The sequence below is a fragment of the Streptococcus infantis genome, from assembly GCF_047464615.1.
GTDB lineage: Bacteria > Bacillota > Bacilli > Lactobacillales > Streptococcaceae > Streptococcus > Streptococcus infantis_Y.
Window position 1 is genome coordinate 1 of the sequence record NZ_JASHBO010000006.1, and the last position, 26674, is coordinate 26674.

A 26674-nucleotide genomic window follows, 5' to 3' on the forward strand; every position below is an offset into this window, starting at 1 on the left:
AGTATCGTAAGGAAATGGTAGACCAACAAGCTAAATTTATGAGTGAACAATTGGCAGTTGAGATTGATTTAGATAGGAAAAAACACGAAAAAAAGTCCTTAAAGCCCGCAAAAGAAAGTGAGGCTAAAGAAAAGAAAATCTCAACGACGGATCCCGAGTGTGGTTGGTTTCATAAGGGCGAACACAAGGAAGTCTTTGCCTATTCTGCTCAAGTTGCTTGCGATAAGCATGGTTGGGCCTTAGCTTATACGGTTGAAGCAGGAAATGTTCATGATAGTCAGGCTTTCCCTGCCCTATTTTCAAAGTTAGAGCCATTCTCGCCCCACTATATTATTGCGGATTCAGGCTACAAGACACCAGCTATTGCCCATTATTTATTAGAGCGAAACATCATTCCTGTCTTTCCTTATACTCGTCCAAAGAGAGTAAAGGGGAACTTAAGGCCTAGTAATTTTGTTTATGATGCAAGTTATGACCATTATGTTTGTCCAGAGAATCAAGTGTTAAGCTATCGCACAACCACTCGAGAAGGCTACCGTGAGTATAAGAGTAATCCCAAAGTATGCGTTTCCTGTCCTTTATTATCCGTTTGTACCCAAAGCAAGAATTTTCAAAAAGTAGTAACGAGACATGTCTGGAAAGATGCCCTTGAATTTTGTGAAGAGATTCGTCACCAAAGAGAAATGAAAGAGCTCTATAAGAAGCGCAAAGAAACAATTGAACGACTCTTTGGGACGGCTAAGGAATACCATAATTTGAGATACACTAGAGAGAAAGGAAAGTCCAAAATGCAGGATCAGGTTGGGCTTACTTTGGCGTGTTTAAATATCAAAAAACTGGTGAAATGGATAGGAAATATCCCTTTTTATTTTTCTCAAATTCAGATTTTGGTATAGATTAGTAGATGATGAGACAAACTATTTTTTAAAAGAGAAAAAGACAAACGCCAAAAATGACGTTTGTCTTCGTTCTGTACTAGCTATAAGCTAGTTGAAGCATCTAATTTTTAGGAGGGCTGGATGGCTAACTTCATTATAGAACTTTCAGTAAAGCAAAAATCATAAAAAGTATAATAAAATTTTCTGAAAATAATTGACAAGAGCTGAATTTTCTTGTAAAATAAATAAAAATTAAATACAACACCGAATGAAGTTTAATAGAAGTGGAAAGTCCTTTGATTTTTCATGACTGTAAATGGACGGAACTCTGGAGAGACCGTAAAGGCACCGAAGGGGCAAGGCAGGCAACTGCTCAAACTCTCAGGTAAAAGGACAGAGCAATGATAGAGCGCTTTTTGGCATTTATCGATGCATTCCAGAGTACATGTTTTTAACATGTACTTTTTCTTTTGGGGTTGAATAGATAGGAGAAAAGGATGTTAAATTTGCTAAAAGAGCTAGATGCTCTGGTATGGGGCCCACCCCTTTTAATTTTATTGGTTGGTACAGGGATTTACTTGACTCTTCGTTTAGGACTTTTACAAATCCTGCGTCTCCCTAAGGCATTCCAGCTTATTTTTACCAAGGATAAAGGGTATGGGGATGTTTCGAGCTTTGCTGCCTTGTGTACAGCCCTAGCAGCAACTGTTGGTACAGGAAATATCATCGGGGTTGCAACGGCTATCAAGGTTGGTGGACCAGGTGCTCTTTTTTGGATGTGGGTGGCTGCTTTCTTTGGAATGGCAACCAAGTATGCAGAAGGACTACTTGCTATTAAATATCGAACCAAGGATGATCATGGTGCGGTAGCAGGAGGACCGATGCATTATATCCTTTTAGGGATGGGCGAAAAATGGCGCCCTCTTGCAATCTTCTTTGCTATAGCTGGAGTACTAGTTGCACTTTTAGGGATTGGTACTTTTACCCAGGTGAATTCCATTACAGAATCCGTGCAAAATACGGCTAGTATTGATCCGACAATTACTGCACTTGTTTTATCTATTTTCGTAGGGATCGCAGTCTTTGGTGGGCTTAAGTCCATTTCTAAGGTGTCAACTACAGTTGTTCCCTTTATGGCTATTGTCTACATCTTGGGAACCTTGACAGTCATTTTCTTTAATATCGAGAAACTCCCTGCAACTCTGGCCTTGGTCTTTACATCAGCTTTTAGTCCCATAGCTGCAGTGGGAGGATTTGCAGGAGCTAGTGTTCGGATGGCTATTCAAAATGGTGTGGCGCGTGGTGTCTTCTCAAACGAGTCTGGATTGGGTTCAGCTCCCATTGCGGCTGCGGCAGCTAAGACCAACGAACCGGTGGAGCAAGGTTTAATTTCCATGACAGGAACCTTTATTGATACCTTGATCATCTGTACATTGACTGGTTTGACAATCTTGGTGACTGGGGTTTGGAATGGTAATTTAGATGGTGTTGCTCTAACTCAGTCAGCTTTTTCTACAGTATTTTCTTTCTTTGGTCCTGCCCTTTTAACAATCTTTTTAGTACTCTTTGCCTTTACTACGATTTTGGGATGGAACTATTACGGAGAGCGTTGTTTTGAATTTCTTTTTGGCGTTCGCTTTATCTGGCTTTATCGTGTTGTCTTTGTACTCATGGTCTTGCTGGGAGGATTTATCGAGCTGGATATGGTCTGGGTCATTGCGGATATTGTTAATGCCCTCATGGCTCTACCAAACTTGATTGCACTCTTAGCCTTATCACCAGTTGTTATCGCTGAGACTAAGAAGTATTTTGATAAATAATGTATGGTTGATATTCCCATTTATAGATAAGACTAGCATCTGTTTGTGAGATGCTAGTTTTTTCACTACTAGGGCTAGTCTTTTATTTTATACTCAATGAAAATCAAAGAGCAAACTAGGAAACTAGCCGCAGGTTGCTCAAAGCACTGCTTTGAGGTTGTAGATAGAACTGACGAAGTCAGCTCAAAACACTGTTTTGAGGTTGCAGATGAAACTGATGAAGTCAGTCACATATATACGGCAAGGCGACGTTGACGCGGTTTGAAGAGATTTTCGAAGAGTATTATGTCATAAGATGAATGAAATTCAAGAGTACCTCTTTTATGATATTCTTTATTTGCACTTTTATTTATTGTATAATAGTCAGCATAAATCTGTTTTTGGTCTGATATGTCTTGTTTCATCTAAGTGCGAAATAAAAATAAACTGGAGGTGTTTATGTCAAAAGATATTCGAAAATTAGTGATTTCACAGGGACTAGCGAATCTAGCAGATGTCTTTTTTAGAGTCATTGTGATTGCAAATGTGTTTGTCTTATCTGGTTCGGTCATTTCAACCTCCCTAGTGCCAATTCTGATAGGTCTATCCTCCTTTTTAGCTAGTTTCTTAGTTCCATTAGTAACGAAGAGATTCGCTTTAAATCGTGTTCTTTTCTTGACTCAATTGGGTAAGACGACTCTGCTAGCGATTTTGGTTTTTCTACTCAAGCAATCTGAAACTATTTCCCTCCCTCTTTTATATGCTATTGTTACCTTAATCTCCGTTTTGGATGGTTTTGCAGCGCCTGTTTCCTATGCGATTGTTCCACGCTATGCAAGTGATTTAGCTAAAGCGAACGCGGCCATTTCTATGAGTGGAGAAAGTGTGCAACTCGTTGGTTGGGGCTTAGGAGGCTTCTTATTTGCGAGTCTGGGAATGAATCCTAGTCTGCTCATTGTGTTAGTTTTGTTTACAATTTCGACGATTTTGATGTTCGGTTTGCCACTAGTCGAAAAAGAAGAGTTATCCTCTGAAACAAGTCTTGAGACGTTAACAAAAGGTTGGCGATTGGTGGCTAAAGAATCAAGATTACTTTTTATTGTCCAAGCCAATCTTTTAGAAATTTTAGCCAATGCTATCTGGGTATCTTCAGTTTTACTTGTGTTTGTGACTGAGATTTTACATCGGTCAGAAAGCTATTGGGGCTACGTCAATACAGCCTATTCCTTGGGGATTATCTTGGGAGGAGCTATTATCTTCCGTCTAGCAGAGAAAGTTGTTACCTATAAATATCAGACTATGACCTTTTCTTTGTTAGCGACAGCACTAGTAACTCTGTTGATAGTGTTATTTCCAAATCCACCTGCTTTTCTATTCCTATCTCTAGTAATTGGTTTTCTATCTCAGATTAAGGAAGTTCCTGAGAGCGTATTTTTACAGGAATCGGTTGATGAGAAGGAACTTGTGAATGTTTACTCCGTTATCGAAGTTGTCTCTACATTGGCCTTTTCTGTCTCTGTTTTTCTAATGAGTTTTATCACAGAATATTTTGGTGTATTTATTGGCTTTGGCTTGGCTATATTCTGTTTGCTAGTAGAGTCCATCTTAGTTTTAAGAAACAAGTATCAGATAAATTAACAGTGTGATCACACATCTGGTGTGATTTTTTTTGTTTTCATAAAAATTTTTTATCAGTGTAATTTAAAATATATATTATGCAAGGTATAGATTCTGTGTTAGACTTATTGTCAACGAAAAGCTAATGACTCATCAATCAAGGCAAGGATTTGTTCAATAGGCTGATGAGATTTCGTAAGATTTTCGCAGAAACCATTCAATTACAAAACGAAAAGAGGTCCCCTTATGACAACATTTACTATCCACACAGTAGAATCAGCACCAGCAGAAGTGAAAGAAGTTCTTGAAACGGTACAAAAGGACAACAATGGTTATATCCCAAATCTTATCGGTCTTTTGGCCAATGCCCCTACAGCCCTAGAGGCTTACCGAACTGTCGGCGCTATTAACCGTCGCAACAGTCTAACACCTGTGGAGCGCGAAGTGGTACAAATCACTGCAGCCGTAACTAATGGTTGTGCCTTTTGCGTCGCTGGACATACAGCATTTTCTATCAAACAAATCCAGATGAATGATGACCTACTTCAAGCCCTTCGCAATCGTACTCCAATCGAAAGCGATCCTAAGCTGGATACCCTAGCTAAGTTTACCTTGGCAGTTATCAATACCAAAGGGCGCGTAGGAGATGAAGCTCTTGGAGAATTTCTTGAAGCAGGCTATACACAAGAAAATGCCTTGGATGTTGTTCTCGGTGTCAGTCTAGCAAGTCTTTGTAACTATGCCAACAACCTAGCTAATACACCGATTAATCCAGAATTACAACCTTATGCATAAGAGGAGGACAAAGTATGGGATTTTTTTCAGAAGAATTTTTAAGTTGGTTAGACCAGCACGCCGATGAAATTGACAAAAAATCATGTCAAGCTGGAGAAGAGCTGATTGAGAAAATTGCTGCAGAAGGTGCCTTTCGTGTAGGAGTACCAAAAGTTCTTGGAGGGCTAGGTGGAAGTGATCAAGATGTTATCGATATCCTTGCAGAACTCGCTCAACATTCCTTAACAGCCTCCTTTATCTCATGGGGGCAACGAACTTTAATAGACAATATTCTTCATACTGATAATGCTTATTTCAAAGAAGTTTACTTGGAAAAACTCTTATCAGGAGAATATGCAGGTGCTACGGCCTTATCTAATGAGGTCAAGTATCTATCTGACTTAGAGGAACTAAATGTTCGAATCCTTGAAGAAAATGGGAATTATTACCTAAAAGGCCGACTTCCTTGGGTGACCAATGCTCGTAAGGATCGCTTCCTCACTATTTTTGTAGCAGGATTTGCAGATGATCCGAGTACAAGTTATGTAGTAGCCGTACCATCGGACGCAGAAAACTTTAGTCGTTCCGAAGATTTGGAATTTGTTTCTCTCCAAGGAGGTAATACAGCAGCTCTGACTTTTAACAAGGTCCCTTTAAAGGAAGAGTGGATTCTATCCAAGGATGCTCATCAATTTTTAGCGCAAAATCGTCCAGCCTTTTTAGGCTACCAATTTGGCCTAGCTTTTGGTTTGGCTGAACGTTCACTCTCAGAAGTCGAAAAAGAATTGGGGAAACGAGGTGTCTTGAAGGAAGAATGGCAACATCAGGTCGAACAGTTAGATGATATTTGACATTCTCTCTATCAAGGACTATCTGAAGAGTCCTATTTCGTTAAAAATCCGCGTGAACTATTCCAGTTACGAATCGATATTGTTGATGTTGTTGCCCAAAGTCTCTTGTTAGAACTACAAGCTGGTGGCGGTAGAGGATACTTTAGTAAATCGACATCTTGCTTCATACGTCGTTGGAATGAAGGTGCCTTTTTACCAATTGTTTCTCCTAGTGCTGTGCAATTGCGACATATTCTAGCGAGAAACTAAAAATAAATAAAATAAAAACGAGGTTTATCTTTTAAACTTCGTTTTTTAATCCTCCATTTAAGCGCTTTTATGCTATACTGATAATAACATGACTATTGGAGGTTCACATGAAAAAACTCCCCTTGGCCTTTTCAGGGTGCTTATTGGGATTGGCTGGAGCAGGCAATCTCATCCTGGATATTTTTCCACTATTATCCCACGTCTTTAGTTTGTCAGGCTTGATTTTATGGTTTTATTTTTTATACAGTCATCTTAGTGATTGGCAAGAAAGCCAGCAAGAACTCAAGAAAGCTCCTCTATTATCGGGAATGGCAACCTTTCCCATGGCAGGGATGATTTTATCAACTTATTTGTTACGAATCTTACCTACGAGTATGAGTATCATAGCGCAAGCTCTTTGGTGGTTTGCCTTTTTACTGGATGTAGGTTTAATCATCTACTTCACTAAAAATTATGTGCAGACTAAACCAAGAACGAGTGCAACGCCAAGTTGGACAGTTCTTTATGTGGGGATAGCAGTAGCAAGCTTGACCTACCCAGTGGTGGGCATAGTCGAGATTGCCTATGGCGCTTGGATTTTTGGCTTTACCTTAACCCTTTTCCTTTATCCTCTGATTTATCAAGATTTGAAAAGCAATCCATTGCCACGGGCTTTACTGGGGCAAGAAGGAATCTATTGTGCTCCCTTTTCTCTACTGTTAGCAGCACTCGTTCGGATCGGAGGTTCAGCTCTTCATGTCTGGATTTTGCTAGTCATGATCCTTGCTTCACAAACTTTCTTTTTCTTTGTTCTCAGTCGTTTACCAAGGATTTTAAAACAGGGATTTCAACCAGCTTTTTCAGCCCTAACCTTCCCAACTATCATCACAGCAACTTCATTGAAAATGGCCCAAGGCATCTTGCAGTTTCCAGTCCTAAACCTTCTCGTTTGGTTAGAGATTATCATTTGTTTAACGATTCTTGTCTATGTATTAGTAGAATATATGCGGTATTTAAGGAACTAAAAAAGCCCCTAGCACTGAAGTGTTAGGGGTTTGTTGTCGAGCATAGAAACAATCAATTGGTTCAGCTTTCTCCTACTGTTCTTCATGTTCGGATAAAAAATAATAAGTCATAGTACCGAAGATTGATCCTACTCCAAGTCCTACTAGTAGGAAAAGTGCGATCATTTTGAGTTCTAGAAACTGCAAGAAGAAATCTGTAATCGAGTGATTTTCAAGGATTACTTTTTTGGAAAATAGGATAAATAAGTAGAGAGTTGGGATGCTAATTCCAACTAACCAACTTCTTAACTTGATTTGATGCTTGCTGTAAGTGATTTGTGTAATCTCGGATTGATCATCATCTTCTAAGTGGAGCCCTCTAGTAGAATATCTTGCCTTGAGACTGAGGGCAAAAATCATCAAGAAGTAGAGATAGGGCATAGCCGTTCGAACTATCTCTATAAAGCGCCCAAACAACAGATAGAATAGGAAGAGGAAGAAGGAAGAGTAAAAGATTTGGACCATGGAACGGGCGCAAGCCTTGTAGATGACCTCTTGACGGCATTCATCAAAGGGGCCTTGAATATGAAAGAAATTTCGAACTAAGCGAGTGGTTAAGTCTTCTTTTTTCATGGTAGTGACCTCTTAATAACCTTGTTTTTGATTAACTTCTTTAAAGAGTTGATAGAGAGTATAGAAGTAGACTAGACTAAAAACGATACAGATGGTTAGAAATAATAGATATCTCCAATCCATAGAATTCGTTAACAGTTGCGGGAAAGATACGAGGATAAAGCAGAGAGATGCGTTTAAGAGGCGTATTTTTTTTGATGTGATTTTCTGAAATCTTTGTCCTTTGTTCAAGACAGGAAGGGCTAAGAGGAAGATGATCAGAAAAGGACGCGTAATTTGGCCATAAACTAGGAAAACTGTCATAAAGATACTGACCAAAATATGGCTGAGAATTAAAGTTTGTAGAGATTTCATAAGTTTCCTCCTAATCGTCGTCTTGATCTTCTCTAGCTTTTTGAATACGAAGAGTGACGACAATATGTACTGTTAATCCGAAAAAGAAGGCTGCAACGATGGTTGACAAGATGCTTCTTGTATTCAAAAGAGCGGTAAGATAGCTTTTGCTATCATCCATTAGGATATTGAGAAGTGGCATTCCAAAGAACATGGCTATTCCATAGCCAAGACCAGCTTTAAGACCAGGATTACGTAACTGTTTCTTTTCTTTCTGGTTCAACACGTCAGGATCAATAGCAGCAATACCAGTTTTTGTAGTTTGACTAGTGACATAGATAGCACAAATCAAGGAAACCAGAAAAATAATGATTGGATATTCGAAAGCGACCATTTGGGGATATTTATAAGCAAGGACAAAGGGGATGAAATTGCCTAAAGTCATCAGGTAAAAGAGAATCATAAAGACTTTATTCCCGATGTGGTCAGCTTCGCGTCGTTTGTGTTCATCAAGTGGCCCTGAAATGCCATAGATACGTTTGATTAGTTTTTCATTGAGGGGTTCTTTTTTCATGGGTAATTTCTCCTAAATAAACGATGTTACTTTGTTGCTTTTACGAATTGATAGAGATAATAAAGATAAGTGATAGAAGAAAGGATAGCGATAGTTAGCAGTATATAATATTTCCAATTACTTGAAATGAGTGTCAGTTGTGGTAAGGATAGAAAGGATAGAATCATAAAGAATAGTGCTAAGTTGAGTATGCGCGTTTTTTGGGAATCTATCTTTAGATAAGTTAGTCCTTTGTTGAGTGCTGGAACAAAGACTGGAAGGAGGACTATATCGTAGATTGGCAAATTCCCTGAAACGATGATGAAGATGAGCAGTGAAGCAAACAAAAGATGATAGGTAAGTAAAGTTAGTAATGATTTCATAAGGTACGTCCTAATCCTTATCCTGCTCTTTTTTAGCTCTTGCAATACGACGGGAAATGAGGAACCGTATGCTCGCTCCGAAGAAGATAGCACCGAAAATGCTTGCTAAACCATTTCTTATAGTGAGAAGAGAATGGAAATAGTCCTGACCTTCACCAGTAAGTATATGGAGAAGAGGGGTTATAAAAAACATCCATAGGCCAAAGAATAAACCAGCTTTCAGACCAGGGTAGTGTAGTTGCTTATTTTCTTTCTCACTCAACATATCTGGTTCAATAGTTGTAATCCCTGTTTTTTGCATTTGGTAGGTGACATAGCCAGCAGCGATGAGGGCAATCACTAAAATCAGAGGAGGATAGACTAGAGCCACTAGTTGGGGATATTTATAGGCTAGAACGAGTGGAATAACATTGCCGAAAATCATCAGATAAAAGAGAATCATAAAGACTTTATTTCCGATGCGGTCAGCCTCACGTCGTTTGTATTCGTCAAGCGGATCAGAAATACCGTAAGTGCGTTTGATCAGTTTTTCCGTGAAGGTTTCTTTTTTCATTTTTCTTCTCCTTTTTAAAAATCATCCTCCCAAAAGAGACTGTTGAGGTCAGTTTGGAGGCTGCGGGCGAGATTGAGACAGAGTTCCAAGGTTGGATTGTACTTGTCGTTTTCAATCATGTTGATGGTTTGCCTCGAGACGCCGATATCCTTGGCAAGTTCGAGTTGGGACTTGCCCAGTTCCTTGCGGAATTCTTTCACACGATTCATACTTCCTCCTTTTTAGATTGTGTCACATATATTTGACTATAGTATATTCTTTTGAAAATAAAATGTCAACTATTTTTGACATATTTTTAAAAGAATCTTGGTGATAATATTTCTATGTGAAGATCTTCTAGCGATTTTATGCTATAATGAAGAAAAATACAGAATTATAAGAGTGAATTGGATAGACTGAAAGCTATCCACTAAAGAAAGAGCAGAAAATGAACCATAAGATTGCAATTTTATCAGACATTCATGGCAATACGACGGCCTTAGCTGCAGTGCTTGAGGACGCAAAAAATTTGGGAGCGACTGAATATTGGCTTTTGGGAGATATTTTTCTACCTGGACCGGGAGCAAATGACTTGGTGGCTCTTTTGAAAGACCTTCCCATTACAGCATCCGTTCGAGGAAACTGGGATGATAGTGTTTTAGAGGTTTTAGATGGACAATATGGTTTAGAGGATCCCAAAGAAATTCAGCTTCTCAGGATGACTCAGTATCTGATGGAGCGTCTAAACCCAGAGCATATTGATTGGTTGAGAAATCTACCTATGGTAGCCAAGAAAGAAGTTGAAGGCTTGCGCTTTTCTCTTTCACATAATTTGCCTGAGAAAAATTATGGTGGTGATTTGCTGGTTGAAAATAATACCGAAAAATTTGACCAACTGCTAGATGAGGTAACGGACGTGGCGGTCTATGGTCATGTTCATAAACAGCTCTTGCGTTATGGTAGCAAAGGGCAACAAATCATCAATCCAGGTTCGATTGGTATGCCTTATTTTAACTGGAAAGAGCTGAAAAATCACCGAGCCCAGTATGCCTTACTCGAAGTTGAAAATGGTGAATTGGTCAATATCCAATTTCGTAAGGTTGCCTATGATTATGAAGCAGAGTTAGAATCAGCCAAGGAAAAAGGCCTTCCTTTTATCGAAATGTATGAAGAGTTGCGACGTGAGGACAACTATCAAGGCCATAATAGAGATTTGTTAGCTAGTTTAATTGACAAGCATGGCTATGTAGAGGATGTCAAGAATTATTTTGATTTTTTGTAAGAGTTGCTTTAATTAACAGATACTAAATAAACGATTGGACTAGCCAATCGTTTTTAATATATCTTATTGTAATTGAGATTGATCTGGTAGGTAAGAACCACCGAGATAGGTTTTGCTGAGTTTTTCAAGGGTTCCGTCTTGGTAGAGTTCTTTGAGGACCTTGTCAAATTGTTCTTTAAATTCTTTTTGATCGCTTGAGAAGATAATGTAGTTGTTTGGATTGTCATTGCTTTCCAAGTCGACTATGTTCAAGTCTAAACCTCGGTCTTGGATGATTTTTTGAACAGAGATTTTATCAAAGATTAGGAAATCAAATTCACCATTTGAAAGATCAGTCAGACGTTTAGCGACATCCTCACCAGAGTATTGGATAGTTGCAGGATTGTCGGAGTGGTTTTGATTCCAGTATGTAACGACCTTGGCAGTAGAAGTTCCGGTGTCATCCTGGGTTGTTTTACCAGCTATGTCTTGAAGAGAAGTAAGTGCCTTGTCTTTTCTTCTCACAAGAACCAAAGGATTTTTTGCGATAGGTAGCGAGTAGAGGTATTTGTCTGTTATTTCTTTGGTGTAGCTCAAGTTGTTGGCAGCAGCTTGGTAACGGCCAGCATCCACTCCAGGGAAGATACTTTCCCAAGCTGTTTTTTGAAATTCAATCTTGTATTGATCCAGTTTTTCATCGACTGCTTTTAAAACCTCAACATCATATCCGGTCAAATTACCATCTTTTTCAAAATCAAAAGGTGGGATGTCTCCAGCAGTTGCTACGACAATGGTTTTAGGACTAGCAGTGGCAGTAGAAGTACTATCTTGTTTGGCTTGTCCACAGGCGATCAACAAGGGACTGATGGCTAATAATAAGAATAATTTTTTCATAAGATAATGGTATCTAGTTTACCAGACAATCAATCAGATATCTAATATATATTTTTTATGGAGATGATAGAGAAACATTATAATTTTAAAATGGAGCCTAGAACTGAAAGTGGAATTTGAAAAAAGATAATTTGTTTCACTAATGAAAAAACTCTGCAAGCTCTTTCAAAATATGGTAAAATGGAAGCAGTAGAATTAGAAAAGGAACTTGCTTATGAAATTTCTTGAGTTAAATAAAAAACGTCATGCGACCAAGCATTTTATTGATAAACCGGTTGATCCGAAGGATGTTCGCACAGCTATTGAAATCGCAACCTTGGCACCTAGTGCTCACAACAGCCAGCCTTGGAAGTTTGTTGTGGTTCGTGAGAGAAATGCTGAACTAGCAAAATTGGCTTTCGGTTCAAACTTTGAGCAAGTAGCATCTGCACCTGTAACCATTGCCTTGTTTACAGACACAGACTTAGCTAAACGCGCTCGTAAGATTGCTCGTGTTGGTGGAGCAAAGAACTTCTCAGAAGAGCAGCTTCAATATTTTATGAAAAATCTTCCAGCAGAATTTGCACGTTATAACGAACAGCAAGTCAGTGACTACCTAGCCCTTAATGCAGGGTTGGTTGCGATGAACTTAGTCCTTGCATTGACTGACCAAGGAATCGGATCAAATATTATCCTTGGTTTTGACAAATCAAAAGTCAACGAAGTTTTGGAAATTGAAGAACGCTTCCGTCCAGAGCTCTTGATTACAGTGGGATACACAGACGAGAAGTTGGAACCAAGCTACCGCTTGCCAGTAGATGAAATTATCGAAAAAAGATAGGAAGAAAAAATGACAGTTATTGATTTTACAGCAGAAGTAGAAAAACGTAAAGAAGACCTCTTGGCTGACTTGTTTAGCCTTTTGGAAATCAACTCAGAACGTGATGACAGTAAGGCTGATGCGCAGCATCCTTTTGGTCCTGGACCAGTAAAAGCCTTGGAGAAATTCCTTGAAATCGCAGACCGTGATGGTTACCCAACAAAAAATGTTGATAACTATGCAGGACATTTTGAGTTTGGTGAAGGGGAAGAAGTTCTCGGTATCTTTGCCCACATGGACGTGGTGCCAGCAGGTAGCGGATGGGACACTGATCCTTATACTCCAACCATCAAGGATGGTCGTCTCTATGCGCGTGGTGCTTCAGATGACAAGGGTCCTACAACTGCTTGTTACTATGGTTTGAAAATCATCAAAGAGCTTGGTCTTCCAACTTCTAAGAAAGTCCGCTTCATCGTGGGAACAGACGAAGAATCAGGCTGGGCAGATATGGACTACTACTTTGAGCATGTAGGACTTGCGAAGCCAGACTTTGGTTTCTCTCCAGATGCTGAATTCCCTATTATTAATGGTGAAAAAGGAAATATCACAGAATACCTCCACTTTGCTGGTGAAAACAAGGGTGAAGCTCGTCTTCACAGCTTCACAGGTGGTTTGCGTGAAAATATGGTGCCAGAATCAGCAACAGCTGTTGTTTCAGGTGACTTGGCTGATTTGCAAGCGAAACTAGATGCCTTTGTTGCAGAGCACAAGCTTAGAGGAGAAATTCAAGAAGAGAACGGCAAGTACAAGGTTACGATTATCGGTAAATCTGCTCACGGTGCTATGCCTGCTTCAGGTGTCAATGGTGCAACTTACCTTGCTCTCTTCCTCAGCCAGTTTGCTTTTGAAGGACCTGCAAAAGACTTCCTTGACATTGCTGGTAAGATTCTCTTGAATGACCATGAAGGCAAAAACTTGAAAGTGGCTCATGTGGATGAAAAGATGGGTGCCCTTTCTATGAATGCTGGTGTCTTCCGTTTTGATGAAACAAGTGCTGACAATACCATTGCCCTTAACTTCCGTTATCCAAAAGGAACAAGTCCAGAGCAAATCAAATCAGTTCTTGAAAACTTGCCTGTTGCTTCAGTTAGCCTTTCTGAACATGGGCACACTCCTCACTATGTGCCAATGGAAGACCCACTCGTTCAAACCTTGTTGAATGTTTATGAAAAACAAACAGGTCTTAAAGGTCACGAACAAGTCATCGGTGGTGGAACATTTGGACGTTTGTTAGAGCGTGGTGTCGCTTACGGTGCTATGTTCCCAGATTCTATCGATACTATGCACCAAGCCAACGAATTTATTGCCTTGGATGATCTCTTCCGTGCAGCAGCCATCTACGCTGAAGCTATTTACGAATTGATTAAATAATGCTATAGAAGTCTGAGATTGTATGCTTGGACTTCTTTTTGGAGGGAAAACAGATGTCTCAAATTGAAAGAATCAAGCAAGCTATTATAGAGGATCCACAGAATGCCAGCTATACTGAGAAAGGGATTGAACCTCTCTTTGCAGCACCAAAGACTGCCCGGATCAATATTATTGGACAGGCACCTGGTCTTAAAACTCAGGAAGCTGGGTTGTACTGGAAGGATAAAAGTGGCGATCGTTTGCGAGAGTGGTTGGGTGTGGATGAAGACACTTTTTACAACTCAGGTTACTTTGCAGTCCTGCCCATGGATTTCTACTTTCCAGGTCATGGGAAATCGGGTGACCTGCCACCTCGTCCAGGTTTTGCAGAAAAATGGCATCCAAAACTCTTGAAGGAGTTACCAGATATTCAATTAACACTCTTGATTGGGCAGTATGCCCAAGCCTACTATCTACATGAGAAAGTTAGTGGTAAGGTGACAGACCGTGTGCATCGGTTCAAGGATTATTTGCCTGATTATTTCCCTCTTGTACACCCATCACCCCGTAATCAAATTTGGATGAAAAAAAATCCTTGGTTTGAGGCAGAAGTGGTGCCTGACTTAAAAGATAGAATCCAAAAAATTCTCGGAGAAGAAAAATGAAAGAAATTACTTTTAACGATTTTTCCCAGCTTTATCAGAAAGAGTCGCTTTCTGTATTGGATGTGAGAGAAGTAGAGGAATTTGAGGCTCTTCATCTAGAAGGTGCTCGTAATTTCCCTCTCAGTCAACTGGCTGATACTTACGAACAATTAGATAAAACCCAGCCTTACTATGTGATTTGTAAGTCAGGTATCCGTTCCGCACGTGCCTGCCAAGTTTTAGCAGAACAAGGCTATGAGGTTGTCAATGTCCAAGGTGGCATGGATGCCTTAGAATAAGAAAAATTTCCTTCGAAACCTTTTAAAAATGAGAAAGGACTCGAAGGATTTTTTTGTATTAAAATTCGGAAAATTGAAAACATTTTAGAATTATTTCGTGACAGCCTTTTCTGGCCTTTAATCATGTTATACTAAGAAAGTATTTTATTTTTAATAAGGAGAGTTTATGGCTAAAAAAGGTGCTTTAACAGGATTACTCCTGTTTGGAATATTTTTTGGAGCAGGTAACTTGATTTTCCCTCCAACTCTGGGCGCACAGTCTGGAGAAAACTTCCTTCCTGCCATTGCAGGATTTGTATTTTCAGGTGTTGGGATTGCGGTCCTAACCTTGATCATTGGAACCCTTAATCCGAAGGGTTATATCTATGAAATTTCTAAGAAAATTTCTCCATGGTTTGCGACGATTTATCTTGCAGTTTTGTACTTGTCGATTGGCCCATTCTTTGCCATCCCTCGTACAGCAACGACATCGTTTGAAGTTGGTATTAGTCCACTCTTGGATCAAGCAGATAAAGGTTTAGGTTTGATTGTCTTCACCATTCTCTACTTTGTAGCTGCCTACCTAATCTCGTTGAATCCTTCAAAAATCTTGGATCGTATCGGTCGAATCTTGACTCCTGTTTTTGCCATCTTAATTGTTATTCTGGTTATCCTTGGAGCTTTCAAGTATGGTGGGAATGCACCACAAGCAGCCTCAGGAGCTTATCAAGCATCAGCCTTTGGTGCAGGTTTCCTTGAAGGATACAATACGCTTGATGCGCTTGCATCGGTTGCCTTCAGTGTTATTGCGGTACAAACCTTGAAACAACTTGGTTTTTCAAGTAAGAAAGAGTACATTTCAACCATTTGGGTTGTTGGAATCGTTGTAGCACTCGGATTTAGTGCTCTTTACATCGGTCTAGGTTTCTTGGGCAATCATTTCCCAGTAACAGAAGAAGCAATGAAGAGTGGAACTCCTGGAGTTTATATCTTGTCTCAAGCGACTCAAGAAATCTTTGGTTCTACTGCTCAGCTTTTCCTTGCGGCTATGGTAACTGTTACTTGCTTTACAACGACTGTAGGGTTGGTTGTATCAACTGCCGAGTTCTTTAACGGACGTTTCCCACAAGTCAGCTACAAGGTTTATGCGACAGTCTTTACCTTGATTGGTTTTGCTATTGCAAATCTTGGTTTGAGTGCTATTATTAAGTACTCTGTACCAGTTCTCGTTATTTTGTACCCAATTACGATTGCCATTGTCATGATTGTGATTGTGAACAAGTTTGTTGCTCTTTCAAAACCAGGAATGCAATTAACGGTTGGCATTGTCACAGCAATTGCTATTGCAAGTGTTTTAGGATCTACTTTTAAAGTTGAGGTCCTTGCAAATATCGTGAACGCTCTACCATTTGCGGAGGCTTCTCTGCCATGGTTGGTACCAGCTATTATCGGTATTCTACTTTCTCTTGTTCTTCCAAATAAACAAGAAAGTGAAGCTTTTGAAATGGAATAATCACTAAAATCACTTTTGTAGCTAAGTCTACAGGAGTGATTTTCTTTTTTTATCCGATGATAAATGTGTTATAATAGGTAGCAAAAGAGGTGAAGAAATGAATCAAACTGTAGAATATATCAAAGAACTAACTGCTATTGCGTCACCAACAGGTTTTACGCGTGAAATTACGAATTATTTAGTTGAGACGCTTGAAAAACTAGGCTATCAACCTATCCGTACTGCTAAAGGTGGAGTGAATGTTACCATTAAAGGTAAAAATAATGAGCAACAACGCTATGTGACTGCTCATGTGGATACCTTGGGAGCTATCGTTCGTGCTGTTAAACCAGATGGTCGTCTCAAGATGGATCGTATTGGTGGCTATCCTTGGAACATGATTGAAGGCGAAAACTGCACGGTCCATGTAGCTAGCACAGGTAAAACCGTATCAGGTACGATTTTGATCCACCAAACTTCTTGTCACGTTTACAAAGATGCTGGAACTGCTGAACGCACACAGGACAATATGGAAGTTCGTTTGGATGAAAAAGTGACCAATGAAAAAGAAACACGTGCACTCGGTATCGAGGTTGGAGATTTTATCAGCTTTGACCCACGAACTGTCGTGACTGAGACAGGCTTTATCAAGTCTCGTCATTTAGATGACAAGGTCAGCGCAGCTATTCTTCTTAATCTTCTCAAAGTTTACAAAGAAGAAGGGATTGAACTTCCTGTAACTACGCATTTTGCCTTTTCAGTCTTTGAAGAAGTGGGACATGGTGCTAACTCAAGTATCCCTAGTCAAGTTGTCGAATATCTGGCTGTGGATATGGGAGCAATGGGAGATGACCAGCAGACGGATGAGTACACAGTGTCAATCTGTGTTAAAGATGCTTCTGGTCCTTACCACTATGAATTCCGTCAACACTTGGTAGCTCTCGCAAAAGAGCAAGACATTCCATTTAAGCTAGATATCTATCCATTTTACGGTTCTGATGCTTCTGCAGCGATGTCAGCTGGAGCAGAGGTCAAGCATGCTCTTCTAGGAGCAGGTATTGAATCAAGCCATTCTTACGAGCGAACTCATATTGATTCTGTAGTGGCTACTGAGCGTATGGTGGATGCTTATCTCAAGAGTGACTTGGTGGACTAAGATGTGCTTGATTTGTGATCGAATTGAACTCATCAAGTCTGGTGATAATCCCTACTTTGTCAAGGAATTAGAAACAGGCTATGTTGTCATTGGTGACCACCAGTATTTTGAAGGTTACACTCTATTCTTAGCCAAGGAACATGTCACAGAACTACATCATCTAGATCCAAGTGTCAAACTTCAATTTTTAGAGGGAATGAGTTTGGTGCAGGAAGCTGTTTCTAAAGCTTTTTCTGCTGAAAAGATGAATGTAGAGTTGTTGGGAAATGGAGACGCTCATGTCCACTGGCATATTTTTCCTAGACGAGCTGGTGATATGAAGGGACACGGTCTTAATGGGCGTGGTCCAGTCTGGTGGGTTCCATGGGAAGAAATGGCAGCAGAAGATTGTCAAGCGCAACCGAAACAATTAGAAAACTTAATTCAAACTTTATCTGTTGCATTGGATAAAGTTATCATATGAAAGGATAAATCATGAAAAAAAGATACCTTATCTTGTCTGGACTACTAGCCCTAACATTGGCGGCTTGTTCGCAAGAAAAACCAGCAACTTCTGACGCAAAAAGTTCTTCAGAGCAATCAACTGTCCAAGAAGGAACCGCGGGAAGTAAATCTCAGGAAGCTAGTCAAAAGAAAGCGGAAGTGGTCAATAAGGGAGATTACTATAGCATTCAAGGCAAGTACGATGAAATTGTTATCGCTAATAAACACTATCCCTTATCTAAAGATTATAATCCAGGAGAAAATCCTACCGCTAAGGCAGAACTGTTGAAACTTATTGCAGCTATGCAGCAAGCAGGTTTCCCAATCAGCGACCACTATAGTGGATTTAGAAGTTATGAGACTCAGGTTAAATTGTATCAAGATTATGTCAATCAAGACGGAAAGGCAGAGGCTGACCGCTATTCTGCACGACCTGGATATAGTGAACACCAAACTGGTCTTGCTTTCGACCTTATCGGCACAGATGGAGACTTAGTGACAGAAGAAAAAGCAGCTCAATGGCTCTTGGATCATGCTGCTGACTATGGCTTTGTAGTTCGTTATCTTAAAGGTAAGGAAAAAGAAACAGGATATATGGCTGAAGAATGGCACCTTCGCTATGTTGGCAAAGAAGCCAAAGAAATTGCAGCAAGTGGCCTCAGTTTGGAAGAGTATTACGGTTTTGAAGGTGGAGACTATGTTGATTAGTCGCAAAACATCTTGCAAGATTACTTAAAATTTGATAAAATGAATAATAATTAAATAGGAATCTGCAAGACTAGTATCTCAGGGGAAGTATATCAGGGAGGAGAGCCGTGACTGAAAGCTCTCTATATGAAAGCTGGGTGAATTCACTTGCCTATGGATTCAGAAATAAAGGTCTGACTTGTCAGATAAAAACGGATGGTACCGCGTGTCAACGCTCCGAATGGAGTTTTTGGCATGTGGTTTTCTTTTTATCTACGAGAGACTGATGGAGGAATTATGTCAACTATTGAAGAACAATTAAAAGCGCTTCGTGAAGAAACGCTGGCTAGCTTGAAGCAGATTACTGCTGAAAATGAAAAAGAGATGCAAGAATTGCGTGTCTCTGTCCTTGGTAAAAAAGGTTCGCTTACTGAAATCCTCAAGGGGATGAAAGATGTCTCTGCTGAGATGCGTCCAATTATCGGAAAACACGTCAATGAAGCTCGTGATGTCTTGACAGCAGCCTTTGAAGAAACTGCTAAGCTCTTGGAAGAAAAGAAAGTTGCAGCTCAATTAGCAAGTGAGAGTATCGATGTGACGCTTCCAGGTCGCCCAGTTGCGACTGGTCACCGTCATGTTCTCACACAAACCAGTGAAGAAATCGAAGATATTTTCATCGGTATGGGGTATCAAGTCGTGGATGGTTTTGAAGTGGAGCAAGACTACTACAACTTTGAGCGTATGAACCTTCCAAAAGACCACCCAGCCCGTGATATGCAGGACACATTCTATATCACAGAAGAAATCTTACTCCGTACCCACACGTCTCCAGTTCAGGCGCGTGCCATGGATGCACATGATTTTTCAAAAGGTCCTTTGAAAATGATCTCGCCAGGGCGTGTTTTCCGTCGTGATACGGACGATGCGACCCACAGTCACCAGTTCCACCAAATCGAAGGTTTGGTTGTTGGGAAAAACATCTCTATGGCAGATCTTCAAGGAACGCTTCAGTTGATTGTCCAAAAAATGTTTGGTGAAGAGCGTCAAATTCGTTTGCGTCCATCTTATTTCCCATTCACAGAGCCATCTGTTGAGGTGGATGTTTCCTGCTTCAAGTGTGGTGGAGAAGGCTGTAACGTATGTAAGAAAACAGGTTGGATCGAAATTATGGGTGCCGGTATGGTTCACCCACGTGTTCTTGAAATGAGTGGTATCGATGCGACTGTTTACTCTGGATTTGCCTTTGGTCTTGGTCAAGAGCGTGTAGCCATGCTCCGTTACGGAATCAACGATATCCGTGGATTCTACCAAGGAGATGTCCGCTTCTCGGAACAGTTTAAATAATGATTAGAAAAGTAGAAATTGCAGATGTTGGGGTGTTGTCCCAGGTTGCCAAACAAACCTTTCGTGAAACATTTGCTCATGATAATACGGAAGAGCAGTTACAGGAATACTTTGAAGAGGCCTATAGTCTGAGAGTTTTGTCAGCTGAGTTGGAAAATCCTGAATCAGCGACCTATTTCATTATACATGAAGAGGAGATAGCTGGTTTTCTCAAAGTCAACTGGGGAAATGCTCAAACTGAGAAAGAATTAGAGAACGCTTTTGAAATTCAACGCCTCTATGTGCTACAAGCATATCAAGGATTTGGACTTGGTAAGCAACTATTTGAATTCGCTTTGGAGCTTGCCGAAAACAATGGTTTTTCCTGGGCTTGGCTAGGTGTTTGGGAGCATAATACAAAAGCTCAAGCATTTTATAATCGATATGGTTTTGAAAAATTTAGCCAACATAGTTTTCTGGTTGGGCAAAAGGTAGATACGGATTGGTTACTGAAAAAGAAATTAAGGTAAGAAGATGATTCTTCTATATGAAATGATAGGAAAGGAAAAAAACTAGAGTGGCAACGGTCATTCTGGGAAACTAAATTATGTTAGTATCATATAAATGGTTAAAAGAATTGGTGGACATTGATGTGCCATCACAAGAGTTGGCTGAAAAAATGTCAACCACAGGGATCGAAGTAGAAGGTGTAGAATCACCTGCTGCTGGTCTCTCAAAAATTGTCGTCGGAGAGATTTTGTCTTGTGAAGATGTGCCAGAAACACACTTGCATGTCTGCCAAGTCAATGTGGGTGAAGAAGAAGCCCGTCAAATCGTCTGTGGAGCACCAAATGTGCGTGCAGGAATCAAGGTTATGGTGGCACTTCCAGGTGCTCGTATTGCAGACAACTACAAAATCAAAAAAGGGAAAATCCGTGGCTTGGAATCCCTTGGGATGATCTGTTCACTTGGTGAGTTGGGTATTTCTGACTCCGTTGTACCGAAAGAATTTGCAGATGGCATCCAAATCTTGCCAGAAACTGCTGTTCCAGGTGAGGAAGTCTTCTCCTATCTAGACTTGGATGATGAAATCATCGAGCTTTCCATCACTCCAAACCGTGCAGATGCTCTTTCTATGCGTGGAGTGGCGTATGAAGTAGCCGCTATCTATGACAAGGAAGTCAACTTTAAAGACTTTACTTTGACTGAAACTGATCAAGCTGCAACTGATGCTCTTTCTGTCAGCATTGACACAGACAAGGCTCCTTACTATGCAGCTCGTATCTTGGACAATGTGATCATCGCACCAAGTCCACAATGGTTGCAAAACCTTCTCATGAACGAAGGAATCCGTCCAATCAATAACGTAGTGGACGTGACAAACTACATCCTTCTCTACTTTGGTCAACCAATGCACGCCTTTGACTTGGATACCTTTGAAGGAACTGACATCCGTGTGCGTGAAGCGCGTGCTGGTGAAAAATTAGTGACCTTGGATGGTGAAGAACGTGACTTGGAAACAAATGACCTAGTCATCACTGTCGCAGACAAGCCAGTAGCCCTTGCAGGTGTTATGGGTGGTCAAGCAACAGAAATCTCTGAAAACTCTAGTCGTGTTGTCCTTGAAGCTGCTGTTTTCAATGGCAAATCTATCCGCAAGACTAGTGGTCGCCTCAACCTTCGTTCTGAGTCGTCTTCTCGCTTTGAAAAAGGGATCAATGTGGCTACTGTCAATGAAGCCCTTGATGCGGCAGCAAGCATGATTGCTGAGCTTGCAGGTGCAACAGTACGTAAGGGGATTGTTTCAGCAGGTGAGCTTGACACTTCTGATGTGGAAGTTTCTTCGACACTTGCAGACGTCAACCGTGTCCTTGGAACAGAACTTTCCTATGCTGATGTGGAAGATGTCTTCCGTCGTCTTGGCTTTGGCCTTTCTGGCAATGCAGAATCATTTACAGTAAGCGTGCCACGTCGTCGTTGGGATATCACTATCGAGGCTGACCTCTTTGAAGAAATCGCTCGGATCTATGGCTATGATCGCTTGCCAACCAGTCTTCCAAAAGACGATGGTACCGCTGGTGAATTGACTGCGACACAAAAACTTCGTCGTCAGGTTCGTACCATTGCTGAAGGTGCTGGATTGACAGAAATCATCACTTATGCTCTTACAACTCCTGAAAAAGCGGTTGAATTTACGATTCAGCCAAGTCATTTGACAGAATTGATGTGGCCAATGACTGTGGACCGTTCAGTTCTCCGTCAAAATATGGTTTCAGGTATTTTGGATACAGTTGCCTACAACGTAGCACGTAAGAATAAAAACTTGGCTCTTTATGAGATTGGAAAAGTTTTCGAGCAAACTGGTAATCCAAAAGAAGAATTGCCAAATGAAATTAACAGCTTTGCCTTTGCCTTGACTGGCTTAGTCGCTGAAAAAGACTTCCAAACAGCAGCAGTTCCTGTTGACTTCTTCTATGCTAAGGGAATTTTGGAAGCTCTCTTTGCTCGCTTGGGTCTTGAAGTGGCTTATACAGCAACCTCTGAAATTGCTAGTCTTCATCCAGGACGTACAGCCTTGATCTCACTCGGTAACCAAGTCCTTGGTTTCCTCGGTCAAGTACATCCTGTTACAGCCAAGGCTTACGACATTCCAGAAACCTATGTGGCAGAGCTCAACCTTTCAGCTATTGAGACAGCTCTTCAACCAGCCGCTCCATTTGTGGAAATTACTAAATTCCCAGCAGTCAGCCGTGATATTGCTCTTCTCTTGAAAGCAGAAGTGACTCACCAAGATGTAGTTGATGCCATCAAATCTGCAGGCGTGAAACGTTTGACAGATATCAAACTCTTTGACGTCTTCTCAGGCGAAAAACTAGGACTTGGTATGAAGTCAATGGCTTATAGCTTGACCTTCCAAAATCCAGAAGATAGCTTGACTGACGAAGAAGTCGCACGCTACATGGAAAAAATTCAAGCATCACTTGAAGAAAAAGTGAATGCAGAAGTGCGTTAAAAACCTTCAATCCATCCCTAGGGATGGATTTTTTAGTAAAAAAAATCATCAAGCTTTAGCCTGATGATTGAATCAAATTGACGGGGAAACAACTTCTTTTTAATACTGTTACAAGATGATCAGACATCGGTATTTTTTGTCATCCAATCAGCTATGAAGTGATAGGTATCGTTTCGATTATTCTCGTTTAGAATTTCGTGACGAGCCTCTTCAACTAATCGAAGGCTTACTTTCGAATGTGAAGCCTTTAGGAGTTTTACAAATCTCTCTATACCTTTACCATTTTCGCCTAGAGGGTCTTCTTGTCCTGAAATCACGAGAATTGGGAGTTGGCTTGGAATCTCATCGATCACTTGTTTACTCGCTACTTGGTTAGAAAAGTAAAAAATAGATCTGTACATAGGAATAGTAGGTATGAATTGACAGAATGGATCCTTCAGATAAGCATGATTGGATTCCTCATTTTTTGAGAGCCAATCGACAGATGTTTTAGGATTCTTAATACTTCGATTAAAGCTATCAGTTGATAGATAAGTCAAGAGTTTACTACGGTGTTTATTCCCTTTTATAAGTCGGATGCATTCTGTTAGTATGAGAGCGAAACTAGTCAGAAATTGAGGCTGTTGGCCAGTCGCCATGATAATCAAGGCATTGATAGGTGGTTTTCGTTTAGCTACATAATAGCGACACATAAGAGAACCCATAGAATGCCCTAGAAGGACGATTGGAAGTTCTGGATAGCTTTCTTGAATAAAAGAGGTCACTCTTTCAATATCATCGATGAGTTCTTCGGGAGATTCAGGAAAGACTCCGAGTTGACTTGGATTTTGAGCAGTATAGCCGTGGCCGAGATGATCATGGCCGATAACAGTAAAGCCTTCGTTATTCATGGCTAGAGCAAATTCTTCATATCGTTCCACGTACTCTACCATTCCATGTACAAGCTGAAGAATGGCTTTTGGCTGTTCAGCTTCCCAAATGATTAAGTTATTGTTGTTTGGTTCGAGTTTAAGTCTTTTTTCATATGAGATTCCTTGCTTATGATAATCTATAGTCTATCAAAAATATACCATAAAAGAGCACGATAAGCTAGGCAGAATGATGAAGATTAGTAGTAACAATTCAGGACTGAAAATGAACATTTGAGGACATAGCCAACGGATTTATCAAGAAATGAGTATAATAAATTTATCACTTAAAATCTGGAGAACTAAAATGCTTGGTGATAAGCTAATAAAGTTCCTATCCAGAAAATATCCTTCTTGAAATCAAGATTTAAAAATGTACATAAATCATTGTAAATGCTATCAAAAAGGAGTATAATGAATGCAATAAATTTCGGAGGTGGATGATGCTCGAAGTAAGAAATCTAGAGAAAAGTTTTGGGCCTAAGCAAGTTTTGTTTGGTGTTGACTTTCAAGCACGACCAGGGCGTATTTTAGGGCTGGTTGGTAAAAATGGAGCTGGGAAAACAACTATTTTTCACAGTATTTTGAAATTTTTAGACTATCAAGGGGAGATTGAGCTTGATGGTCAAGACATTCGTCAGGAGACCTATGCTCGCATTGGTTATCTCCCTGAAGAACGCAGTCTTATGCCTAAATTGACAGTCCTTGAACAAGTTCGTTACTTGGCGACCCTAAAAGGCATGGACACCAAGGAAATCAAAGAAAAACTCCCTCAATGGATGGAAAAACTGGAAGTTAAGGGGAAACTGACGGACAAGATTAAAAGTCTCTCAAAAGGAAATCAACAGAAGATTCAGTTGATTATCACTTTGATTCATGAACCAGACTTGATTATCCTAGATGAGCCTTTTAGTGGCTTGGATCCAGTTAATACCGAACTTCTTAAGCGGGTTATCTTGAAAGAAAAAGAACGTGGCGCGACCATTATCTTTTCTGACCATGTCATGACCAATGTCGAAGAACTTTGTGATGATATCCTCATGATTCGTGATGGGCGTGTGGTCTTGCATGGACCGGTTCAAGAGGTCCGAAATCAATACGGCAAAACACGACTTTTTGTTTCAAGTGAACGAAGCAAGGAAGAACTGGAGAGCCTTCCTCATGTCAAACAGGTTAGCTTGACCAAGCAAGGTAGCTGGAAGTTGATTTTAGATGATGAAAGTGCAGGTAGAGAACTCTTCCCAATCTTGACTCAAGGTCAATATATCGCGACTTTTGATCAACAAGCTCCAACAATCGATGAAATCTTTAAATTAGAATCAGGGGTGGAAGTATGAGAAATATGTGGGTTGTAATCAAAGAAACCTATCTAAGACATGTCAAGTCTTGGAGTTTCTTCTTTATGGTGATTTCGCCTTTCCTCTTTTTAGGTCTTTCTGGAGGAATTGGTGTTCTCCAAGGTTCTTCCTTGGCTCAAAATAGTAAGGTAGCAGTAGTTAGTTCTGTTCCTCTTGTTACAGAAGAACTTAAATCGACCAATGGTCTTAACTTTGACTATAAGGATGAAGTAAGTGCTCAAGCCGCTATCAAGGATGAGAAAATAAAAGGCTATCTGACCATTGACCAGGAGAATAGTGTCCTCAAGGCAGTCTATCATGGTGAGACTTCACTAGAGAGTGGCATTAAGTTAGCAGTGACCGCTAAGTTGAATGAACTTCAATCCCAACTCAACCGTTCAGAAGCAAATTTGTCTCAGGAACAGGAAAAACGCTTGGCTCAAACGGTTCAATTCACAGAACAGATTGATGAAGCCAAGGAAAATAAAAAGATGGTCCAAACCTTTGCGGCTGCAGGACTAGGTTTCTTCCTCTATATGATTTTGATTACTTATGCTAGTGTCACTGCTCAAGAGGTAGCTAGTGAAAAAGGAACCAAAATCATGGAAGTGGTCTTCTCAAGTATTCGTGCTAGCCATTATTTCTACGCCCGCATGATTGCCTTACTTCTAGTCATTTTGACTCATATTGGTATTTATGTTGTAGGTGGTCTTGGAGCTATTTTCTTCTTTAAGGATATGCCTATCTTGGCAAATTCAGGTATTCTAAATCACTTGGGAGAAGCCTTTTCGATCAATACCTTGTTGTTTGTCTTGGTTAGTCTCTTTATGTATGTAGTCTTGGCTGCCTTCTTAGGTTCTATGGTTTCTCGACCAGAAGATTCTGGTAAGGCCTTATCGCCTTTGATGCTTTTGATTATGGTAGGTTTCATAGGGGTAACAGTATTAGGAACTTCTGGTGATAATTTAATCTTGAAAATCGGTTCTTACATTCCATTCGTCTCAACCTTCTTTATGCCTTTCAGAGCTATCAATGGTTACGCAAATGGACTAGAAGCTTGGATTTCGCTTGCTATAACGGTTATTTTTGCAGTAACTGCAACAGTCTTTATCGGACGCATGTATGCTAGTTTGGTCCTTCAAACGGATGATTTGGGGATCTGGAAAACCTTTAAACGAGCTTTAAGTTATAAATAAAGTATCTGACCTGTGAGTGTATCTCCCAGGTCTTTTATACTCTTCGAAAATCTCTTCAAACCACGTCAGCGTCGCCTTGCCGTATTCAAGTAAGCTTCCTAGTTTGCTCTTTGATTTTCATTGAGTATTAATTAGCTGAAATATTTCATATTTATTTCTCCTAAACCTTTGACTATTAAGCAAAATTATCGTACAATAAAGAGTACAT

27 protein-coding genes, 1 pseudogene and 1 riboswitch are annotated in these 26674 nt (G+C 40.2%); of the genes and pseudogenes, 20 read left to right on the forward strand and 8 right to left on the reverse strand.

Going from position 1 to position 26674, the window contains the following annotated elements:
* From QM450_RS04360 to QM450_RS04385, 6 genes and pseudogenes are all read left to right on the forward strand, one after another.
* Positions 1-896: transposase (locus tag QM450_RS04360; RefSeq protein WP_414319777.1), on the forward strand; the 896-nt coding region annotated here is incomplete at its 5' end.
* Between the two features lie 300 nt (positions 897-1196).
* Positions 1197-1285: riboswitch (glycine riboswitch) on the forward strand.
* Between the two features lie 90 nt (positions 1286-1375).
* Positions 1376-2698, forward strand: coding sequence for an alanine/glycine:cation symporter family protein (locus QM450_RS04365; RefSeq protein ID WP_414318865.1), 1323 nt, complete (start codon positions 1376-1378; stop codon positions 2696-2698).
* Between the two features lie 438 nt (positions 2699-3136).
* Entirely contained in the window at positions 3137-4315 is a 1179-nt protein-coding gene (locus QM450_RS04370) for a ryptide export MFS transporter (RefSeq protein WP_414319778.1), read from the forward strand.
* 225 nt (positions 4316-4540) lie between these two features.
* Positions 4541-5089, forward strand: a complete 549-nt coding sequence (locus QM450_RS04375) for a carboxymuconolactone decarboxylase family protein (protein ID WP_045763587.1) — start codon at positions 4541-4543, stop codon at positions 5087-5089.
* Positions 5090-5103: 14 nt separating this feature from the next.
* Positions 5104-6168 (forward strand): annotated as a pseudogene (locus QM450_RS04380) (acyl-CoA dehydrogenase family protein).
* 107 nt (positions 6169-6275) lie between these two features.
* Positions 6276-7172 (forward strand): TDT family transporter, encoded by an 897-nt coding sequence (locus QM450_RS04385; RefSeq protein WP_414319779.1) that lies wholly within the window; start codon positions 6276-6278, stop codon positions 7170-7172.
* A 72-nt stretch (positions 7173-7244) separates the two neighbouring features.
* Here the strand turns inward: QM450_RS04385 and QM450_RS04390 are convergent, their stop codons facing one another.
* From QM450_RS04390 to QM450_RS04415, 6 genes are read right to left on the reverse strand one after another with little or no spacing between them, the layout of a single operon-like run.
* Positions 7245-7784 carry a DUF3278 domain-containing protein gene (locus tag QM450_RS04390; RefSeq protein WP_414319780.1) on the reverse strand — a complete coding sequence of 180 codons (540 nt, stop codon included), beginning with the start codon at positions 7782-7784 and terminating at the stop codon, positions 7245-7247.
* Between the two features lie 12 nt (positions 7785-7796).
* Positions 7797-8138 (reverse strand): hypothetical protein, encoded by a 342-nt coding sequence (locus QM450_RS04395; protein ID WP_075228452.1) that lies wholly within the window; start codon positions 8136-8138, stop codon positions 7797-7799.
* A 10-nt stretch (positions 8139-8148) separates the two neighbouring features.
* Positions 8149-8691, reverse strand: coding sequence for a DUF6773 family protein (locus tag QM450_RS04400; RefSeq protein WP_414319781.1), 543 nt, complete (start codon positions 8689-8691; stop codon positions 8149-8151).
* Positions 8692-8717: 26 nt separating this feature from the next.
* The gene (locus QM450_RS04405; protein ID WP_414319782.1) at positions 8718-9053 is read right to left on the reverse strand and encodes a hypothetical protein; all 336 of its coding nucleotides are present in this window, start codon (positions 9051-9053) and stop codon (positions 8718-8720) included.
* A gap of 10 nt (positions 9054-9063) precedes the next feature.
* Positions 9064-9606, reverse strand: coding sequence for a DUF3278 domain-containing protein (locus QM450_RS04410; protein WP_414319783.1), 543 nt, complete (start codon positions 9604-9606; stop codon positions 9064-9066).
* A 14-nt stretch (positions 9607-9620) separates the two neighbouring features.
* A complete protein-coding gene (locus QM450_RS04415; protein WP_006152985.1) occupies positions 9621-9815 on the reverse strand; it encodes a helix-turn-helix transcriptional regulator in 195 nt (64 codons plus the stop codon).
* 218 nt (positions 9816-10033) lie between these two features.
* Here QM450_RS04415 and QM450_RS04420 point away from each other — a divergent pair, with 218 nt between their 5' ends.
* Positions 10034-10867 (forward strand): metallophosphoesterase family protein, encoded by an 834-nt coding sequence (locus tag QM450_RS04420; protein WP_414319784.1) that lies wholly within the window; start codon positions 10034-10036, stop codon positions 10865-10867.
* A 63-nt stretch (positions 10868-10930) separates the two neighbouring features.
* Here QM450_RS04420 and QM450_RS04425 read toward each other — a convergent pair whose 3' ends face one another.
* Positions 10931-11740 carry an amino acid ABC transporter substrate-binding protein gene (locus QM450_RS04425; protein ID WP_414319785.1) on the reverse strand — a complete coding sequence of 270 codons (810 nt, stop codon included), beginning with the start codon at positions 11738-11740 and terminating at the stop codon, positions 10931-10933.
* A 214-nt stretch (positions 11741-11954) separates the two neighbouring features.
* Here QM450_RS04425 and QM450_RS04430 point away from each other — a divergent pair, with 214 nt between their 5' ends.
* The 11 genes from QM450_RS04430 to pheT all read left to right on the forward strand — a co-directional run bounded on the left by QM450_RS04430 (position 11955) and on the right by pheT (position 23025).
* Complete coding sequence (locus QM450_RS04430) at positions 11955-12560, forward strand: nitroreductase family protein (protein WP_414319786.1); 606 nt, start codon at positions 11955-11957, stop codon at positions 12558-12560.
* 9 nt (positions 12561-12569) lie between these two features.
* Positions 12570-13970, forward strand: coding sequence for a dipeptidase PepV (gene pepV, locus QM450_RS04435; protein ID WP_414319787.1), 1401 nt, complete (start codon positions 12570-12572; stop codon positions 13968-13970).
* Between the two features lie 53 nt (positions 13971-14023).
* A complete protein-coding gene (locus QM450_RS04440) occupies positions 14024-14614 on the forward strand; it encodes a uracil-DNA glycosylase family protein (RefSeq protein WP_414319788.1) in 591 nt (196 codons plus the stop codon).
* Complete coding sequence (locus QM450_RS04445) at positions 14611-14892, forward strand: rhodanese-like domain-containing protein (protein ID WP_414319789.1); 282 nt, start codon at positions 14611-14613, stop codon at positions 14890-14892. Before QM450_RS04440 ends, QM450_RS04445 begins: the two co-directional genes overlap by 4 nt.
* A 166-nt stretch (positions 14893-15058) precedes the next feature.
* Positions 15059-16384, forward strand: a complete 1326-nt coding sequence (brnQ, locus tag QM450_RS04450) for a branched-chain amino acid transport system II carrier protein (protein WP_414319790.1) — start codon at positions 15059-15061, stop codon at positions 16382-16384.
* A 97-nt stretch (positions 16385-16481) separates the two neighbouring features.
* On the forward strand, positions 16482-17519 hold the full coding sequence (locus QM450_RS04455; protein WP_414319791.1) for a M42 family metallopeptidase: 1038 nt from the start codon (positions 16482-16484) through the stop codon (positions 17517-17519).
* Position 17520: 1 nt separating this feature from the next.
* Entirely contained in the window at positions 17521-17982 is a 462-nt protein-coding gene (locus QM450_RS04460) for an HIT family protein (protein ID WP_414319792.1), read from the forward strand.
* 11 nt (positions 17983-17993) lie between these two features.
* Positions 17994-18710, forward strand: a complete 717-nt coding sequence (gene ldcB, locus QM450_RS04465) for an LD-carboxypeptidase LdcB/DacB (protein WP_414319793.1) — start codon at positions 17994-17996, stop codon at positions 18708-18710.
* Positions 18711-18986: 276 nt separating this feature from the next.
* Complete coding sequence (gene pheS, locus QM450_RS04470; protein ID WP_000103745.1) at positions 18987-20033, forward strand: phenylalanine--tRNA ligase subunit alpha; 1047 nt, start codon at positions 18987-18989, stop codon at positions 20031-20033.
* Positions 20033-20542 carry a GNAT family N-acetyltransferase gene (locus QM450_RS04475; protein WP_414317790.1) on the forward strand — a complete coding sequence of 170 codons (510 nt, stop codon included), beginning with the start codon at positions 20033-20035 and terminating at the stop codon, positions 20540-20542. Before pheS ends, QM450_RS04475 begins: the two co-directional genes overlap by 1 nt.
* Positions 20543-20619: 77 nt before the next feature.
* The gene (gene pheT / locus QM450_RS04480) at positions 20620-23025 is read left to right on the forward strand and encodes a phenylalanine--tRNA ligase subunit beta (RefSeq protein ID WP_414319794.1); all 2406 of its coding nucleotides are present in this window, start codon (positions 20620-20622) and stop codon (positions 23023-23025) included.
* A gap of 119 nt (positions 23026-23144) precedes the next feature.
* On the opposite strand, the gene QM450_RS04485 is transcribed toward pheT, so the two are convergent.
* Complete coding sequence (locus QM450_RS04485) at positions 23145-24077, reverse strand: alpha/beta fold hydrolase (protein WP_414319864.1); 933 nt, start codon at positions 24075-24077, stop codon at positions 23145-23147.
* 299 nt (positions 24078-24376) lie between these two features.
* Between QM450_RS04485 and QM450_RS04490 the strand changes: the two genes are divergently transcribed.
* Together QM450_RS04490 and QM450_RS04495 are read left to right on the forward strand one after the other, a co-directional pair.
* Positions 24377-25270: an ABC transporter ATP-binding protein gene (locus QM450_RS04490; RefSeq protein WP_006147212.1), complete on the forward strand. Its 894-nt coding sequence runs from the start codon at positions 24377-24379 to the stop codon at positions 25268-25270.
* On the forward strand, positions 25267-26466 hold the full coding sequence (locus tag QM450_RS04495; RefSeq protein ID WP_414319795.1) for an ABC transporter permease: 1200 nt from the start codon (positions 25267-25269) through the stop codon (positions 26464-26466). The genes QM450_RS04490 and QM450_RS04495 overlap by 4 nt, the downstream gene beginning before the upstream one ends.
* The last annotated feature ends 208 nt before the right edge of the window (positions 26467-26674 follow it).